General features: G+C 65.2%; 15 protein-coding genes and 2 tRNA genes. 7 read left to right on the plus strand and 10 right to left on the minus strand.

Going from position 1 to position 15784, the window contains the following annotated elements; all coding sequences use genetic code 11:
• Nucleotides 1–9: 9 nt before the first annotated feature.
• From ACQY39_RS18135 to hemC, 6 genes are all read right to left on the minus strand, one after another.
• A tRNA-Arg gene (locus ACQY39_RS18135) sits at nt 10–86 on the minus strand.
• A gap of 232 nt (nt 87–318) precedes the next feature.
• A tRNA-Arg gene (locus ACQY39_RS18140) sits at nt 319–395 on the minus strand.
• A gap of 59 nt (nt 396–454) precedes the next feature.
• Nucleotides 455–1702, minus strand: coding sequence for a heme biosynthesis HemY N-terminal domain-containing protein (locus ACQY39_RS18145; protein WP_428508592.1), 1248 nt, complete (start codon nt 1700–1702; stop codon nt 455–457).
• Between the two features lie 60 nt (nt 1703–1762).
• Nucleotides 1763–2956, minus strand: a complete 1194-nt coding sequence (locus tag ACQY39_RS18150) for a uroporphyrinogen-III C-methyltransferase (RefSeq protein ID WP_428508594.1) — start codon at nt 2954–2956, stop codon at nt 1763–1765.
• Nucleotides 2949–3761 carry a uroporphyrinogen-III synthase gene (locus ACQY39_RS18155; RefSeq protein ID WP_428508596.1) on the minus strand — a complete coding sequence of 271 codons (813 nt, stop codon included), beginning with the start codon at nt 3759–3761 and terminating at the stop codon, nt 2949–2951. The genes ACQY39_RS18150 and ACQY39_RS18155 overlap by 8 nt, the downstream gene beginning before the upstream one ends.
• A 13-nt stretch (nt 3762–3774) precedes the next feature.
• The gene (hemC, locus tag ACQY39_RS18160) at nt 3775–4704 is read right to left on the minus strand and encodes a hydroxymethylbilane synthase (RefSeq protein WP_428508598.1); all 930 of its coding nucleotides are present in this window, start codon (nt 4702–4704) and stop codon (nt 3775–3777) included.
• Nucleotides 4705–4821: 117 nt separating this feature from the next.
• Here hemC and ppc point away from each other — a divergent pair, with 117 nt between their 5' ends.
• From ppc to ACQY39_RS18180, 4 genes are all read left to right on the plus strand, one after another.
• Nucleotides 4822–7665 carry a phosphoenolpyruvate carboxylase gene (gene ppc, locus ACQY39_RS18165; RefSeq protein WP_428508600.1) on the plus strand — a complete coding sequence of 948 codons (2844 nt, stop codon included), beginning with the start codon at nt 4822–4824 and terminating at the stop codon, nt 7663–7665.
• 70 nt (nt 7666–7735) lie between these two features.
• Nucleotides 7736–7939 carry a putative motility protein gene (locus ACQY39_RS18170; protein ID WP_428508602.1) on the plus strand — a complete coding sequence of 68 codons (204 nt, stop codon included), beginning with the start codon at nt 7736–7738 and terminating at the stop codon, nt 7937–7939.
• Between the two features lie 148 nt (nt 7940–8087).
• Nucleotides 8088–9779, plus strand: coding sequence for a response regulator (locus ACQY39_RS18175; RefSeq protein WP_428508604.1), 1692 nt, complete (start codon nt 8088–8090; stop codon nt 9777–9779).
• The gene (locus tag ACQY39_RS18180; protein ID WP_428508606.1) at nt 9776–10399 is read left to right on the plus strand and encodes an ATP-binding protein; all 624 of its coding nucleotides are present in this window, start codon (nt 9776–9778) and stop codon (nt 10397–10399) included. The genes ACQY39_RS18175 and ACQY39_RS18180 overlap by 4 nt, the downstream gene beginning before the upstream one ends.
• 10 nt (nt 10400–10409) lie before the next feature.
• Here the strand turns inward: ACQY39_RS18180 and ACQY39_RS18185 are convergent, their stop codons facing one another.
• Both ACQY39_RS18185 and ACQY39_RS18190 read right to left on the minus strand, forming a co-directional pair.
• Nucleotides 10410–10862: a hypothetical protein gene (locus ACQY39_RS18185; protein WP_428508608.1), complete on the minus strand. Its 453-nt coding sequence runs from the start codon at nt 10860–10862 to the stop codon at nt 10410–10412.
• 212 nt (nt 10863–11074) lie between these two features.
• Entirely contained in the window at nt 11075–11674 is a 600-nt protein-coding gene (locus tag ACQY39_RS18190; RefSeq protein WP_428508610.1) for a DUF1134 domain-containing protein, read from the minus strand.
• Nucleotides 11675–11826: 152 nt separating this feature from the next.
• Here ACQY39_RS18190 and ACQY39_RS18195 point away from each other — a divergent pair, with 152 nt between their 5' ends.
• Both ACQY39_RS18195 and ACQY39_RS18200 read left to right on the plus strand, forming a co-directional pair.
• Nucleotides 11827–12273 (plus strand): hypothetical protein, encoded by a 447-nt coding sequence (locus ACQY39_RS18195; RefSeq protein ID WP_428508612.1) that lies wholly within the window; start codon nt 11827–11829, stop codon nt 12271–12273.
• Between the two features lie 71 nt (nt 12274–12344).
• The gene (locus ACQY39_RS18200; protein WP_428508614.1) at nt 12345–12743 is read left to right on the plus strand and encodes a PilZ domain-containing protein; all 399 of its coding nucleotides are present in this window, start codon (nt 12345–12347) and stop codon (nt 12741–12743) included.
• Between the two features lie 24 nt (nt 12744–12767).
• Here ACQY39_RS18200 and ACQY39_RS18205 read toward each other — a convergent pair whose 3' ends face one another.
• Both ACQY39_RS18205 and ACQY39_RS18210 read right to left on the minus strand, forming a co-directional pair.
• Nucleotides 12768–13538 carry an alpha/beta fold hydrolase gene (locus tag ACQY39_RS18205; RefSeq protein ID WP_428508616.1) on the minus strand — a complete coding sequence of 257 codons (771 nt, stop codon included), beginning with the start codon at nt 13536–13538 and terminating at the stop codon, nt 12768–12770.
• Nucleotides 13539–13659: 121 nt separating this feature from the next.
• The gene (locus ACQY39_RS18210; protein WP_428508618.1) at nt 13660–14895 is read right to left on the minus strand and encodes a serine hydrolase domain-containing protein; all 1236 of its coding nucleotides are present in this window, start codon (nt 14893–14895) and stop codon (nt 13660–13662) included.
• A gap of 331 nt (nt 14896–15226) precedes the next feature.
• Here ACQY39_RS18210 and ACQY39_RS18215 point away from each other — a divergent pair, with 331 nt between their 5' ends.
• A complete protein-coding gene (locus tag ACQY39_RS18215; protein WP_058720877.1) occupies nt 15227–15433 on the plus strand; it encodes a cold-shock protein in 207 nt (68 codons plus the stop codon).
• Nucleotides 15434–15784 lie beyond the last annotated feature (351 nt).

The raw sequence follows: 15784 nt of genomic DNA on the forward strand, positions 1-15784 counted from the left end.
TTATTGTTTTGGTGCGGCTGGCAGGATTCGAACCCACGACCCCTTGGTTCGTAGCCAAGTACTCTATCCAACTGAGCTACAGCCGCTCCAAGCCCTCTACTATAGCACGGTATTTTTGTACCGCACAAGTCTTTTTGTAAATTCTTGCGAACCCTTCAAAATCCCTGTTTGAGCTGGTTTGCATCAATTTCTTGATCCAAAAACCCGACCTCATCGCCAGACACAGCATCAAGGTCACTCCCGGCCAAGCTTTCACTCGACACAACAGGAATTGAAAAAGGTCAGCAATTTCTCACTGACCTTTTCGTTTTCTTCTTTTGGTGCGGCTGGCAGGATTCGAACCCACGACCCCTTGGTTCGTAGCCAAGTACTCTATCCAACTGAGCTACAGCCGCCAAGCCTCAGACTATAGCATGGTTTATACCGCTGAGGCAAAGATTCCAGGTTTTTTGCTTCACTGGACCAGAGCGGCAGATTCATGACAACGGGCGCGGCGCTCCAAGTCGCCGTCCTGCTCAGCGAGGCGGGCCAGCATGAGCCAGCTGCGCCGCCGCGCGGCCACAGCCAGGCTGGATTCATCAGCCACCTGCTCCAAGATCAAGCGGGCCTTGCCCCAGAGCTGGCGCTCGGCCAAGGCATGGCCCAGGGCATAGCTGAAAGCGCGGTCGCGCGGAAAGCGCTGCACTGCTGTCTCCAGGCGCTGCAGCCACTCGGGGCCCAGACCCGGCAAGACCAGCACCAAGGCCTCGGCCAGCGTCGCCCGCTCGTCGGGGCCCAACTCGGCCACATCGTCCCAGAAGGGGCGCAACCAACCACGACCGTCATCAGGCACGCCGAGCGCTCCGGCACGTTGAGCCGCCCGCGCGGCCACGAACACATCGCGTCGGTCGGCGCTGTCCAGTTGCTGCCAGACGGCACGCAACTGATCGGCATCGCGCGCTGCATCGAGCGCCTCGAAGGCCAGAGAGCGCAGCAGGCCTTGCGCCGCGACCTTGGAAAAGCCTTGGTGCTTGGCCAGCAGACGTGCGGTGCGCAGCGCCTCCAGCGGTTGCTTGGCCAGACGGCTGGCCTGCAGCTTCAGGCGCAAGGCCTGGGTCCGGCGCGCCACGCCCGGCGAGAGCTCAGCCAACAGGCTCAGCGCGCGCGGTGCATCGCGGTCGTCCAGGGCCCATTCGGCAGCCAGCAAGCGGGCGCCCTCCTCCTGCGCACGGCCTTGCGGCGAACGCTTGGCAGCGTCCAGCGCCAGCTGCAGCTGCTCATCACGGCGGCGCTTGTCCTGCAGGCGATGGGCGCTGCTGGCCGACAGCAGATGACCCAGGGCCAGAAAGCCCTCGTCCTGCTGCAGCTCGGGCGTTTGCGCATGGATGCTGAGCGCACGCTGGGCAGCCTTCTGGGCACGGCCGTAGCGGGCGCCGAAGAACTCGGCCAGCGCATCGCGCAGAGCCAGCTGGGCGCCACGTTCGCGCTGGGCCAGGCGCCACTCATGTGCGCGACGCGGCAGGCTGGTCAACGCGCCGATGGTCTGGATGGCGGTCACCAAAGCGAAACAGGTGCCGACCAAGGCCAGCAGGAACAGGTTCAGCGACACATCCAGGCGCCAGCCGTTCCAGTAGAAGCTGGCCAGCCCATCGTTCTGACCCAAAGCCAGCGCAGCCACCACCGCCACGGTGAACAAGAGGACCAACCACACCACGGTACGCATGAACCGAACCTTTGCTTTCGTTCTTATTGACTTGGGGAGCCGCAGCCCTGACCGGCGTGATCAGCGGCCGGCCGCAGCAGCCGCCAGCGCGGCCAGGGTGTCATCGGGGCGCGGCACATTGACCTGGCGTGCCTGGCCAGCCACCTGGCGGACCAATTCGATGGCCGAGCTGACCTTGCGCGAACGGGCATCGAAATAGTGGTTCAGCACGTCCTGGCTGTCGCGCAGATCGGCCTGTGCCGTGTCGAATTGGCGGCTCAGCAAGGCCAGGCGGGCGTTGAGCAGACGCAGCTTGAGGTTCTCGCGCAGGAAGAAAGCCTGCTCGGGCGCCAGCAACACCGCCTCGGGGTGATCGATGCGCGTGACGCGCACCAGGGTCCGCGTTTCGCCCCAGACCAGGCCGGCCATTTCGGCCAAGCGGGTCTTGGCCCCCCACCACCAGACCGCCAGCAGTCCATCTTCTTCTCTCGGCGCAACTTCAGCCTTGCCTCCGGCCGACTTGGCCCCTGCCGAACTCGGCTTGGGCTTGACGCCCGAGGCCGGTGGCTCACCGCCGCGCTCGGCCACGGCCAGCAGAGGCAGCTCGTCCAGCAAGCGCACCACTTCGTCGAGCTTGATCGTCAGGGTCGACACGTCGACCACGCTGATGGCTTTGACGCGATCCAGATCGCGCGTCACGGCACGACGCACGCCTTCCATGCGCGGTTGCTTGTAACGCAGCAGGCGCTCATCGGCTTGCTTGAGCGTGGCCACCAAGGGCTCAACGCTGCCGGTCACGGCGGCTTGCTGCAAGGCCACGCGGATCGAGGCTTCGATGTCGCCGATCACGTTTTCATCGCGCGAGCGTGACATGGACTGGATCAATTCTTCCAGTTGCCCGCGCTGCAAAGCCACCTCGGCCAAGCGAGCATCCAGCAAGGCCACCTTGGCGGCGGTGTCGCGGGTCAGGTCTTGCGACTGGCGCGAAGCGGCACGGGCTTCGCTGGCCTCAGCCTGCACCAACTCCTGGCGGCGCACCAGCTCTTGTTCCAGCGCTTGCTGGCGGCTCAGGCCTTGCCAGGCGAGGCCCACACCGGCCAACGAGGCGACGCCGAGCAGCAGCAGGGTGACCGGCAGCCAGCTCGGCAAAGCGTTGGCTGGCAGCGCTGCAGAGGGAGAGGAAATCGCGGAACTTAGGCTCGCGCCGGTCGCATCGCTGGCGGGCGCAGCAGCGCCCGTCGTGGCGTCGAGAGGGGGGGTTTGGGGATCACTCACAGTGAAAATGATTGTAGGCGTCGGCCTGGACCGCACCGAAGGCTTGGGCCACGGCGGCCGCGTCGGGTCGCGTCAAAACCACATGCCCCCAGCCCTCGGCACGAGCGCGCTCGGCGATGCGAGCATGGGTAGCCAGACAACGCTGGCGCGACCAATCCACGCCAGCCGGCGCGAGGCGGTGCAAATGTCCGACCGCCTCGCCGCTGCTGAACAGCCACAGCATGCGCTGCGGCTGGGCGAGCAGATCGGCCAGCTCCTGCTGTTGCGCCGCATCCAGCTGCGGGCAGCCGCGCCGGTAAACGCTGAAGAATTCAATCGGTGCCGCACCGCGCTCGCGCAAGCGCTCGGCCAGCCAGTCGCGGCCGCCCTCACCGCGCAGCATCAACACGCCCTGACCCTGCCAATCCATGCCGCTGAGCTGAGGCCACAAGTGCTCGGAATCGAGACTGAGGGCGTCAACCGGCGGCTGGACGATGTGCGTCGCTGGCACGCCGGCCGCCTGCAAGGCACGCGCGCTGCCGGGCCCGACACAGGCGGCCAGACAGGCCTCGGGCCATTCATAACCCGCCGGTGCTTGCGCGAAAAAACCCTCGACCGCATTGGGGCTGACGAAGAACGCCAAACGCCCGCGCGGCAAGACAGCCCAAGCCGCTTGCGCCTGCTCGGGCGCACCGGCGCTGATGGCCAGCAGCGGGAAGCTGCGCGCCGGCACGCCCTGCGCTTGCAAGCGCTGCAGCCATTCGCCGGCCTGCTGCTGCGGCCGGGTCAGGATCAGCTGCAAGGTGGCAGTCTCGGGCGACGCCATGGCGGCGGCCGGATCAGACGGCGGGCAGATAGTCCGCCGCGCCCAGATCACGCAGGGCTTGCGCCGCTTGCTGGCCCAGTGCCACCGCTTCCGCATCGCTTCGCACCACGGCCTGCAACTGCGCCTTCAACAAGGGCCGCTCGGGCGACTCGGCATGACCCAGGGCCACCGATACATGCAATTGCTCACCCTGCCAACGCGCATGGGCCGCCAGCGGCATGCTGCAGCTGCCACCCAGGCTGCGCGAGACGGCACGCTCAGTCTGCGTGGCCAGCCAGGTCGGGCGGTCGATCAAGGTGGCCAGCTGAGCATTGAGTTCTGCCGCATCGGCGCGCAGTTCGATACCCAGGGCACCTTGGCCAGCGCAAGGAATCATCTCCTCAACGCTGAAATGGCTGCGGATGCGATCCGCCAGGCCCAGGCGCTTGAGGCCGGCCGCGGCCAGGACGATGGCGTCGTAGCCGCCTTCGTCGAGCTTGCGCAAGCGGGTGTCGAGATTGCCGCGCAGCGGCTCGATGCGCAGATCGGGGCGCAAAGCCTTGAGCTGGGCGACGCGGCGCAGGCTGGAGGTGCCGACCAAGGCACCCTGCGGCAGCTCGGCCAGCGAGGCATAACGGTTGGACACCAGGGCATCGCGCGGGTCTTCACGGTCCAGGATGGCGGCCAGGGCGAAGCCCTCGGGCAGCTCCATGGGCACGTCCTTGAGCGAATGCACGGCCAGATGGGCTCGGCCCTCTTCCAGCGCGGTTTCAAGTTCTTTCACGAACAAGCCCTTGCCGCCGACCTTGGACAGGGTGCGGTCCAGGATCTGGTCGCCGCGGGTGGTCATGCCCAGCAGGGCGACGTTCAGATGCAGGCTTTGCTCCAGCAGCGCCTTGACATGCTCGGCCTGCCAGAGGGCCAGGCGGCTTTCGCGCGTGGCGATGATGATGGTTTCTTTCATGGCCGGCATGCTAGCAGGCGACTGTTGTAACTCAGCCGAAATTGGCCACGCGAAGAAACTGCTAGAGTTGGAATAACGTAACCTTGTTACATCACCCCTGTCCAGCCGAGCCCCGCCATGCCCGCCTCCTCGAAAGCCGCCCCGCGTCGCGCCAAATCCGCCCCTCCGGCCCCCACGAGCAGCCGCCAGGCCGCCGACAAAAACCAGCCGCTGATGGACGACATCCGCCTGCTGGGCCGAATTCTGGGTGAGGTGATCCGCGAACAGGAAGGCCGCGAGGCCTACGAGCTGGTCGAGCGAATCCGCCAGCTTTCGGTGGCTTTCCGCCACAAGCACGATGCGGCCGCGGGCAAGAGCTTTGACAAGCTGCTCAAGAGTCTGTCCGGCGAGCAGACGGTCAGCGTGATCCGTGCCTTCAGCTATTTCTCGCACCTGGCCAATATCGCTGAGGACCGCCACCATGTGCGCCGCCGCGAGGTGCACGAGCGCGCCGGCAGCCTGGCCGAGGGCTCGCTGGCCTTTGCCCTGGAGCGCCTGCACGAGGCCGGCGTGCGGCCGGCCGAGATCGCCAAGACCTTGCAGCACGGCTTCATCTCGCCGGTGCTGACCGCCCACCCGACCGAGGTGCAGCGCAAGAGCATCCTCGATGCGGAGCGCGCCGTGGCCCAGCTGGTGGAGCAGCGCGACAGCCTGCACAGCGAGCGCGAGCGCCGTGACAACGAGGCCCTGATCCGCGCCCGCGTGACCCAGCTCTGGCAGACCCGCATGCTGCGCTACAGCAAGTTGACCGTGGCCGACGAGATCGAAAACGCGCTGTCCTACTACCAGGCCACTTTCCTGCGCCAGATTCCCAAGCTCTATGCCGAGCTGGAGGAAGCCCTGCCCGGCCACGAGTTCAACAGCTTTTTGCGCATGGGCCACTGGATCGGCGGCGACCGCGACGGCAACCCCAATGTCACCGCCACCACCCTGCGCCATGCGCTCTCGCGTCAGAGCGAGGTGGCGCTGCGCCACTATCTGACGGAGCTGCATGAGCTGGGCGCCGAGCTGTCCATCTCGGCCCGGCTGGCCCAGGTGACGCAGGAAATGCAGGCCCTGGCCGAACGCAGCCCGGACCGCAACGAGCACCGCATGGACGAGCCCTACCGCCGCGCCCTGACCGGCATGTATGCGCGCGCCGCCGCCAGCTTGCAGCAGCTGACCGGCACCGAGGCCCTGCGCCACGCCGTCGCCCCGCAAGCGCCCTACGCCAGCCCGGACGAGCTGCTGGCCGATCTGCAGGTGATCGAGCACTCGCTGCGCAGCCACCATGCCGGTGCCCTGATTGCGCCGCGCCTGAAACCCCTGATGCGCGCGCTGCGCGTATTCGGCTTCCACCTGGCCACGCTGGACCTGCGCCAGAGCTCGGACCAGCACGAGGCCGTGATCGCCGAGCTGCTGAGCACCGCCCGCGTCGAGGTCGACTACAGCGCCCTCGACGAAGCCGGCCGCCGCGCCCTGCTGCTGCGCTTGCTGCAAGACGCCCGGCCGCTGCGCGTGCACGGCGCCCAGTACAGCGAGAAGACCGTGGGGGAGCTGGACATCTTCGAGGCGGCGCTGGAAAGCCTGCAGCGCTTCGGCCGCGAGGCCTTGCGCCACTACATCATCAGCCACACCGAGTCGGTCAGCGACCTGCTGGAAGTGCTGCTGCTGCTCAAGGAAGTCGGCCTGCTGCGCGGCACCCTCGACGGCGAGGCGGTGAGCGACCTGATCGTCTCGCCGCTGTTCGAGACCATCGGCGACCTGCGCGAGGCGCCGGTCATCATGGCCGAGTTCTATGCCCTGCCCGGCATCTCGGCCCTGCTCAAACGCAGCGGCGGTGAGCAGGACATCATGCTGGGCTACTCCGACTCCAACAAGGACGGCGGCGTGTTCACCAGCAGCTGGGAGCTCTACCGCGCCGAGATCGCCCTGGTCGACATGTTTGCCACCCTGCCCGAAGCCCGTGGCATCACCCTGCGCCTGTTCCACGGCCGCGGCGGCACCGTGGGCCGCGGCGGCGGCCCGAGCTACCAGGCCATCCTGGCCCAGCCTCCGGGCACGGTGAACGGCCAGATCCGCCTCACCGAGCAAGGCGAGGTGATCGCCTCCAAATACGCCAACCCCGAGATCGGCCGGCGCAATCTGGAAACCCTGGTGGCCGCCACGCTGGAAGCGACCCTGCTGCACCCGACCAAGAGCGCGCCCAAGAGCTTCCTGGAGGCCGCGCAAGCGCTGTCGGACCTGAGCTTCGGCGCCTACCGCGGCCTGGTTTACGACACGCCCGGCTTTGCCGAATATTTCTTTGCCGCCACGCCGATCCGCGAGATCGCCGAGCTGAACATCGGCTCGCGCCCGGCCTCGCGCAAGCCGACCCGCGCCATCGAGGACCTGCGCGCCATCCCCTGGGGCTTCAGCTGGGGGCAGAGCCGCGTCGCCCTGCCCGGCTGGTGCGGCTTCGGCTCGGCCGTGCTCGACTTCCTCGGCCCCGAGGGCAGCGAGCAGCATGGCAAGAACCTAGCCTTGCTCAAGCGCATGTTCAAACAGTGGCCCTTCTTCCGCACCCTGCTGTCCAATCTGGACATGGTGCTGGCCAAGACCGATCTGGCGATTGCCGAGCGCTATGTCGACCTGGTTGAAGACAAACGCCTGGGCAAGAAGATCTGCGCGGCGGTCAAGGCCGAGTTCGAGCGCACCAGCCAAGCGCTGAGCCTGATCACGGGCGAGCGCGAGCGTCTGGCCGGCAACCCGGCCCTGGCGCGATCGATCGGCCACCGCTTCCCCTACATCGACCCGCTCAACCACCTTCAGGTCGAGCTGCTGCGCCGCTACCGTGCCGTACCGCTGGAGAGTCGCGCCAGCGACCCGAGCATGGAGCGCGTCCAGCGCGGCATCCATCTGTCGATCAACGGCATCGCCGCCGGCTTGCGCAACACAGGCTGAGGAAGGCCGCTCAAGTTCCAGGCCGGGGCGGCCGAAAAGCAAGAGGCCTAGCCGCCCAAAGGAGCCCCGCATGGAACTCGCCAACACCGCCCTGGTCCACAACGCCGGCTCTGCCGCGCCCGGCAGCGTGCAGTCGAGTGCGCAGATGTTGGTGCTCAAGAAGGCGATCGACATGCAAGGCCAAGGCGCCTTGGAGTTGTTGGCCTCCGTGCCAGCCCAGCCGCCACTCGCCACCAGCGGGCATCTGGGCACGCGGCTCAATGCCTACGCCTGAACGCCATCGCTAGCCAGGTAACAGGCACCCAGGCACCCAGCATTTCGACGCGCGGCCGGTGCTCCTGTAAGCTCGGACCATCCAACTGATCGCTACGCCGGCCCGTCAGGCCGCAGCCAGGCGACACCCTAGCCGCACAAGGGAGCTTATGCGCGTCGACACCCCGTATTCCCGAATCGAAGCCCTGGTCGTGGACGATATGGCCACGCAGCAGACCACCTTGCGCGGCCAGCTGGGCATGCTGGGCATTGGCAAGATCGACGCCGCCGGGTCCGCCGAAGACGCCCTGCGCATGGTGCGCAGCAAGCACTACGGGCTGATCCTGTGCGACTACAACCTCAACCACAAGACCGACGGCCAGCAGCTGTTCGAGTTCCTGCGGGAGGCCCAGCTGCTGCCGCCCGACACGCTCTTCTTCATGATCACGGCCGAGAGCAACTACAACTCGGTCGCCGCGGCCAGCGAGCACATGCCCGATGCCTATCTGCTCAAGCCCATCACCGCAGGGGATATCGAAGACCGCTTGAAAAGCCAGTTGGACAAGCGCCACGCCTTGCTCGACATCACCAAGGCTTTGAGCAAGGGCGACCTCGCTGGCGCGCTGCTCGCCTGCGATGCCGTGCTGGCCAAGAAGGACCGCTGGTTCATGTACGCCTTGCAACTCAAGGCGCAGACCCTGCTGGACCTGGGCAATGCCGAGGAAGCCCGCCTGATGTTCCAGAGCGCGCTCGACCTGCGCGCCGGCCTGATGTGGGCACAGATTGGCTTGGCCCGTGCGCACAAAGCCGCCGGCAAGTTTGACGAGGCCAAGCGCCTGGCCCTGGGCATCATCGCGACACCTGAGGGCGAAAAGAACTTGGCCGCCTTTGATGTGGCCGGCCAAGCCATGGAGGCACTCGGCGACCCGACGAGTGCCATGCAGATGATGAAGAAAAGCGCCCAGGTGGTGCCCTCGGCACGGCGCCTGCGACAGCTGGCCGAAAGCGCCTACCGCAACGGCGACCTGGCCACGGCCAAGGCCAGCTTGCTCAAGGCGATCAAATCCAGCCAAGGCTCGATCACGGCCCAAGCGCAGGACCTGCACGCCCTGGCCCAAACCCATATCGACCTTGGTGAAGCCAAAGAGGCACTGGAACTGATCAGCGACACCGCCACCCGCGCCACGCGGGGTGCTCACGAGCCCGATTTCGAATGCGTCACCATGGCCATACGCGCGCAGGCCCATGCCTTGCTGGGCGAGAACGAGAAGGCCTTGCGCGAGGCCACCCAGGCGCTGACCCACCACAGCACGGGCAAGGCCGATTTCGCCTCTGTGGCGCTGGCCAGGGCGGCCCTGGTGACGGGACAAATCGAGGCCGGCCTGAAACTGATCGCGCAGGCCGTCAGCGCCGATCATGAGAACAGCCGCATTCAGCAGCTGGTCTGCAAGGCCCTGACCGACACCGGTCACAGTGAGCAGATTGAACTGGTGGTCCACGCCGCATCCAAGGGCTTGAAAACCCGCCTCCATGAGGCCAAGCTGCTGCTGCGCAGTGGCAAGCTCGACGAAGCCTTGCTGGCCATCGAGGCTGAGCTGGCGGAGTACCCAGAGAACACCACCGTGTTGCTCGAATGTGCGCAGATGAACTGCATGGCTTTGCGCCTGAAGAAGCGGATGGACGACAGCCGACTCAATCAGGTGCGCGACTATCTGGCTCGCCTGGAGAAGCTGCTGCCCGCGAACGACCGGGTCGCGCAGATGCGACGCTATTTGCGCGAGACCTTGGCCGCTTTGCAGGGCAATGGCGCTTTCAGCATGAGCGCACCGGCACCCCTGACAGGAGCCAGCGCCGCGCCATGAACCGCGAATTGCTGGCCATGCTGGTGCATGATCTGAAGAACCAGCTGGGTGTCCTGGAGGCGGAATTGAGCCTGCTGGCCCATGACCCAGCACCCGAGCCCGCGCACCGCGCCCATCAGCGTTGCGCACAGCTGCGCCAGCGCCTAGTCGCCTATCTGACCCTTTACGCAGCGCCTGAGCGGCATATGAATGCCCATGTCTCGGACGAGTCGCCACGGGATTTCTTGCAACAGCTGCTGCGCATGGACTCACGCCCCGATGGAGCGCCACTGCGTTTGAGCGGCGAGGCATCGGCGCCGGCATTCTGGTACTTCGATCCGCGCCTGGTGCTGCTGGCTCTGGAGGCGGCCCTGCACAACGCCTGGCGCTTTGCCCGCAGCGATGTGCTGCTGGACGTGCGGGTCCGCGACGGCTTCCTGGTGTTTGCCGTCGAGGATGACGGTTTGGGACTAGATGCCATAGACCCTTCAGCACGCTCCTCGACCGGCCTGGGTATGGAGCTGTGCGCCGCCGTGGCGCGCGCCCACAACTTGGGCGAACGTCACGGTCATGTGCTGCTCCAGCCGCGCGACCCGCTGCAGCGCCAGAGCGGGACACGTTTCGAAATCTGGCTGCCCTGAGGCCGCCCCGTCAACGCAGGGCGAGCGCCACGCGCCCCTGGTGGGCCATGCCAGCGGCTGCCGTGGTCGCAGGGCTGGCGGCATTGAAGCTCAGCACCAGCTTGTATTCGCCGCCCTGTGCCACGCCGGTTTGGCAGCTGACATGGTGCATGGCGCGGCGGACTGCCTTGCGGTACTCGAGCGGTCCGTCCTGAATGCGCAGATCGCTGGGTTGATCGCTGCCGAGCTTGAAGCTCACTCGCACGGTGGCCGCGCTGCCCACATGCGTCGCCACCGCGCTGAGCTGCTCTTGCAAGGTCTGTGCATAAGCCGGGCAGACCATGCTCAGGGGTGGCAGTTGCAAATCACTGACGCCTTGCCCGGTCACATCGACGCGCTGCAAATGCGTCTGCGCCTGAACCGAGGCCGCGGCCAAAGTCATGGAGATGGCAAACAGGGGGGTGAGAAAAGAAATGGGCTTCATGGTGACTCCGTTCGGTGGGCCTGATGTGCCACAGAATTTCCAACTCGTGACGTCGAAAATATGTGGTCTGGGAGTCAGCTTAGAAGTCGTGTCAGCTCACACCAAGTCTCTTGTGACGAGCGCCGATATTCGGGCCACCAAATGGCGGAAGGCGGGCTTGGAATGCTCGCGCTCCGGCAGCCCGGAATCACCCGCAAGCCTGGCAGCTCGCATCAGAAGGGGTTGTATGACTTCTTGCTGCGGTAGTGCACATAACCCACGCTGGCACCGGCCCGCAAACCCACGCCGAGGCGAATCGGCGCCAGGGTGATGCCCTTCAGGCGCTGGTAGTTGATGCCAGCGCCGCCGACGTAGTAGAGGCTGCCATCCACGCCCGGGAAGCGCTGGTAGATGGCGGCAGCCTTGGGCAAGTGGTAGACCAAGGTGAATACTTTGGACGCGTTGACGCCGGCGTCAAAGCCGATCGATGGCCCGGCCCAGAACACCGGCGCACTGCCGCCCGACTTCATCTGCAGACGACCTTCGCCGTAGCGCAGACCGACGCTCAGTGCCGCCCCCACCTCCTCGCCCTTGATGAAGGCATTGGGTCTGCCCTGCTCCTTGAAGGCTTTTTCGATCACCCGCGCGAGGCCCTCGGTGCTGTCGCCGAAGAAGTCGGTTGCGGCCTTGAGGATGGAGTCTTCGTCATAGCCACCCTCCTCGCCTTCAGACGGCGCCGCCAGCACATGGCCGGAGCCTGCCAACGCCACGAACAGGCCGCCCAACTGCAACAGGCTGCCGCGTCGGTCCATGGTTTCCTTGAAATCTTGCATGTCTGTCTCCGGTGGCGCTGAACTGAGTACGAGCCGGCACAAAGGCGCGCCGTTTCCGTGACGGTGTGCGCGCTTCATCTCTGCGTCGGCATCCAACCATCAGCCTACACTGTCGCACGCTGAAAACGGCCTCGCGCCTCCCGCCCACGTCCATGAGTTCGCACACTGATCTGCCCAAGCTGGCTCTGGCGCTGGAGTACGTCGACCTGGCCGCGGCCCTCTATCTGGCCGGCGGCAGCGACCATGCCGCTCGATTGCTGGCGGCCGCTGCGGAACAGGTGCTCGGCGATTTGGCCAAGCTGCTGGGGCCCCATGCGCACACGGACGAAGTCCAAGGCCTGCTGGCACGCATTGCGCTGCGCTACCGCGCGCCTTTGATTGAGCCGCGCAGCCACCAGCAAAGCCGAATGTCCGAGAGCCGAGCCCTGGACAACGCCGAGTTGCGGGACATCCCCCTGGGCGAAGCCCGGCACGCCACCGCGGCCTATCTGCGCGCCTCCTGGTACACCTTGGAAGCCATGGGCCTGGACGCCGTGGTGCCGGCACGCCTGCGCAAGGCTGTGGAGCAAAGCACCATTTGCGAACCCTGGTCCGGCTGAGCTCGGCATGCTCAACTGAGTTGCAAAGCTGGGCTGATTTGCCCCGCCCTTGAACGAGCCCCTCTGCTAGCATGGCTTGGCACATTCCTCGCCTTTGGGAGACTGCCATCAATACCGAACGCCGCCAGTTCGCCCGCGTCGCCTTCGACGTGCATGCCGAACTCATCACCACGCAAGCCCATCTGCAAGCTCAGGTGCTCGATCTCTCGCTCAAGGGCGCCTTGCTGCGACTGCCGGCCGGCTCAGGCGCCAGTCTGGGTGCGCCCTGCCTGCTCAAAATCCTTCTGGCCGATGGCGAAACCTGCATCGCCATGGCCGGCGAGTTGACGCATGTGGAAGGCGAGCGCGCCGGCGTCCTGTGCCGCAGCATCGATATTGAAAGCATCACCCATCTGCGCCGCCTGATCGAAATGAATCTCGGCGACGCCTCGCTGGTCGAACGCGAGCTGGCCGCGCTGATCAGCGCTTAAAGCGCTCCACGGAGGGGCTTGGCATCAAGCCTGGATGAAGTGGCGCAGGACCGCGAATGCCGCCTCCGGGTCGTCGCGCCAGGCGCCATGCCCGACACCGGCAAAACGCACCAGCTGCGACCATTGGCTGGGCAGAGCCGCGGCGATCTCCTCGGCATCCTCGGGCGGGCAGACAGGGTCCTCCTCGCCGCACATCACCAGCACCGGGCATTGCGCCAACGCTAGGCCGGGCAGCAACTGCATGCCCTGCTTCTCACCGGCGACGAAATGCAACAGGATTTCGGGCTTGATCAGGGTTCGCGCACCGGCCTCGGGATCCAGCGGAGGGCGGGTGTTGTACAGCCCGCGCACGCCGTGCCAATAAGCCTGCCAACTGCTGTCAGAGGGCTCGGTCCAAAAGGCTTCAGCCAAGGCCCGTGCCGCGTCCCCACCGAGGCGCTGAAACGCCGCCAGCTTGCGCGACAAGCCCATATGGTGCGAGGTGCTGGACAGAATCACCTTGCCGGCATGCGCGGGGTGGCGGGCGATGTAGCGCTGCGCCACAAAGCCACCGAAGCTCTGGCCCAGCACCATGGGCTTGACCAAGCCCAAGGCATCGCTGAGGCGCACCACATCGTCGGCCCAGGTATCCAGATTCCACTCGCTGGATGGCCGCGGGTCGCTGCGTCCATGACCGCGATGGTCGTAATAGATGACCTGAGCGATATCGGCCAGCGCGCCGAAACCCGGCTTGAACGCGGCATGGTCAAAGCCGGGTCCGCCGTGCATGCAGATCAGAGTCGGGAGCTCACGCATGAGGGGCCCGTCAGGCAACAAGCCAGGCCCTTGAACATCAACAAACAAGCGCACGCCGGCTTCAATTTCAATTCGCATCGCAGAGGATCCTCTTCTTTGGCGCCCGCATCCTAGCCGCCTCTCACCAGCTGCCGCCGTAATAGGCAACCAGGCCGCGCCAAAAGGCGTCGGCTTCGCGAGCCAAGCTGGTATCGCGCGCATGAGGCTTGGCATTGGCACTGGTCTGCACCATCACCAGCTTGAGGGCCGGGTCGACAAAAATCATCTGCCCATAGACGCCCAGCAAGGCGAAACGGCGCGCACGACCAGGAAAGGTCCAGAACTGGTAGCCATAACCAAAGTACGGCGTGGCCTGGCCGGGCGAAAACAAAGCCGGGTGCCGTCTGGCATCGGTCGCTTCGACCAGATAGTCGCGCGGCAGGATTTGCCGCCCGGTGTCCGCTCGCTGGCCGTCGTGAGCCAAGAGCATGCCCAAGCGGCCATAGTCGCGCAGGCCGGCATTGAAATTGCCGCTGGCAATCTCCACGCCCAGCCGATCGGTTCGCCACAAGGCCGACATCTCCGCACCCATCGGCTCCCAGAGCCGGCTCTGCAAATACTCACTCAGGCCCATGCCTGTCGCGCCACGCAGCACCAGGGTCAGCGCGATGGTGTCGGCGCTGGCGTAATTGAAACGCTCGCCCGGCGGCGCTGCGCGAGTGCCGAGCTGCTGGGCCGCAGCCTCCAGACCCTCGCGCGCAGCAGCACGCCCGAAGCGCTCCAGATCGTCGATGCCGTCGTAGCGTTCAGTGAAGCGCAGGCCGGAAGCCATGCGCAGAAGGTCGCGCAAGCGCACAGGGCCGTACAGCGAGCCGGTCAAGCTGGGCGCATAGCGCTGAGCCGGATCGTCCAGCGAATGCAGTAAACCTTCCTGCAAGGCCAGTCCCACGGCCAGTGAGACCAGGGACTTGGCAATGGAATTCGAAACAAAGCGGTGTTGTGGGCCGCGCCGATACTGATATCGCTCCAGCTGGATAACCCCGTCCTTGATGACCAGAAGACCCATGACTCTTTGGCGCGCAAGAAAATCATCCACACCCAGATTGCGCAAAGCGTCGATATGCCAGCGGTAGGCCGGCTCGGTCGCGCTGCGCTGCAGCGTCAGGGGCTGAGCACTGGGCGCCAGCTCCCGCACGCCGCCGTTCATCAAGCCTTGGATTTCGCCTTGATGAGTGAAAGAGCCGACACGCACCGATTCTTGACTGAACCAGTTGCTGGCTTGCCCGACCGGATAGCCCTGGGCGCGACCCAGCAGATCTTCATCAGGCGCCGCCCAAACGCTGACTGGCCACAAGGTCAGCAGCAAACAGAGAAGCATCGAGGCGCGCGTGGGGCCGCAGGACGGCACAAGACTGTAGGCAGTTTTCATGGAGCCGCGCAGCTTGCCAGTTACTGGAGCGCAGAACAAGTCCCATCGCCACGCGCCAGGATCTGTGCTACATTAGCGGCATAGATACGCACAAGACCGTTTCTTCAAGGTCTTCAATCTGCAGCCCCGCCGTACGTTCGCTTCATTCGTCGCGCCAGGCTCGCTTCAGTTTCAACTCCCCGTTTGACTGTTCTTGAGTGTTTCTGTCTCTGCAGGCTTTGCGTTGTCGCGAGCCGCGGAGTATTTTTAATTTGTTCAAAAGGAACACATCATGACAACAATGCAAACTGGCACCGTGAAATGGTTCGACGACGGCAAGGGCTTCGGCTTCATCACGCCTGAAGACGGCTCCAAGGACCTGTTCGCCCACCACAGCGAAATCCGCAACAACGGCGGCTTCCGCACTTTGGCCGAAAACCAAAAGGTTGAATTCGAAGTCAAGCAAGGCCCCAAGGGTCTGCAAGCTTCGAACATCCGCGCTCTGTAATTGAGCCCGGCGAGTGGCGCTCTTGAGCGCCACTCACCTGATGGGTTGGCGTGCAAGCGTCAACCCATTGTTTTTTGTTTGCATCGGGCACTTTGACCTAGGCAGCAGAAAACGAAGTACCAAGAAGTAGAAAAACAAACGAAGAAGACAAGTCCGGCCAGCATTGCGCTCCGTCAAAGCGCACACTGGACCTGACAAGCCCTGCCGATGATGGCAGGCTGAGGCGGCCCCGCCATGGCCGAGCACCTCAAGCCAAGCCGAGCATCCCAAGCCCGGCCCTGAGATCGATGGAGACCTTGAGGACTCTCGATCCACTGCATGCCCCAACATGCCGTAGCAAGCTACCCTCCC

Origin of the sequence: Roseateles sp. (assembly GCF_965262435.1) — a bacterium.
In the GTDB taxonomy this organism is placed as follows: domain Bacteria; phylum Pseudomonadota; class Gammaproteobacteria; order Burkholderiales; family Burkholderiaceae_C; genus Paucibacter_A.

Bases quoted from the DNA above. Each gene is read 5' to 3' on its own strand.
- ACQY39_RS18185 (WP_428508608.1), bottom strand. From the start codon at position 10,862: ATGAAGCCCATTTCTTTTCTCACCCCCCTGTTTGCCATCTCCATGACT.
- ACQY39_RS18210 (WP_428508618.1), bottom strand. From the start codon at position 14,895: ATGCTTCTCTGTTTGCTGCTGACCTTGTGGCCAGTCAGCGTTTGGGCG.
- ACQY39_RS18155 (WP_428508596.1), bottom strand. From the start codon at position 3,761: ATGGCGTCGCCCGAGACTGCCACCTTGCAGCTGATCCTGACCCGGCCG.
- ACQY39_RS18180 (WP_428508606.1), top strand. From the start codon at position 9,776: ATGAACCGCGAATTGCTGGCCATGCTGGTGCATGATCTGAAGAACCAG.
- ACQY39_RS18205 (WP_428508616.1), bottom strand. From the start codon at position 13,538: ATGCGTGAGCTCCCGACTCTGATCTGCATGCACGGCGGACCCGGCTTT.
- hemC (WP_428508598.1), bottom strand. From the start codon at position 4,704: ATGAAAGAAACCATCATCATCGCCACGCGCGAAAGCCGCCTGGCCCTC.
- ACQY39_RS18190 (WP_428508610.1), bottom strand. From the start codon at position 11,674: ATGCAAGATTTCAAGGAAACCATGGACCGACGCGGCAGCCTGTTGCAG.
- ACQY39_RS18195 (WP_428508612.1), top strand. From the start codon at position 11,827: ATGAGTTCGCACACTGATCTGCCCAAGCTGGCTCTGGCGCTGGAGTAC.
- ppc (WP_428508600.1), top strand. From the start codon at position 4,822: ATGCCCGCCTCCTCGAAAGCCGCCCCGCGTCGCGCCAAATCCGCCCCT.
- ACQY39_RS18215 (WP_058720877.1), top strand. From the start codon at position 15,227: ATGCAAACTGGCACCGTGAAATGGTTCGACGACGGCAAGGGCTTCGGC.
- ACQY39_RS18200 (WP_428508614.1), top strand. From the start codon at position 12,345: ATGGCTTGGCACATTCCTCGCCTTTGGGAGACTGCCATCAATACCGAA.
- ACQY39_RS18170 (WP_428508602.1), top strand. From the start codon at position 7,736: ATGGAACTCGCCAACACCGCCCTGGTCCACAACGCCGGCTCTGCCGCG.
- ACQY39_RS18145 (WP_428508592.1), bottom strand. From the start codon at position 1,702: ATGCGTACCGTGGTGTGGTTGGTCCTCTTGTTCACCGTGGCGGTGGTG.
- ACQY39_RS18175 (WP_428508604.1), top strand. From the start codon at position 8,088: ATGCGCGTCGACACCCCGTATTCCCGAATCGAAGCCCTGGTCGTGGAC.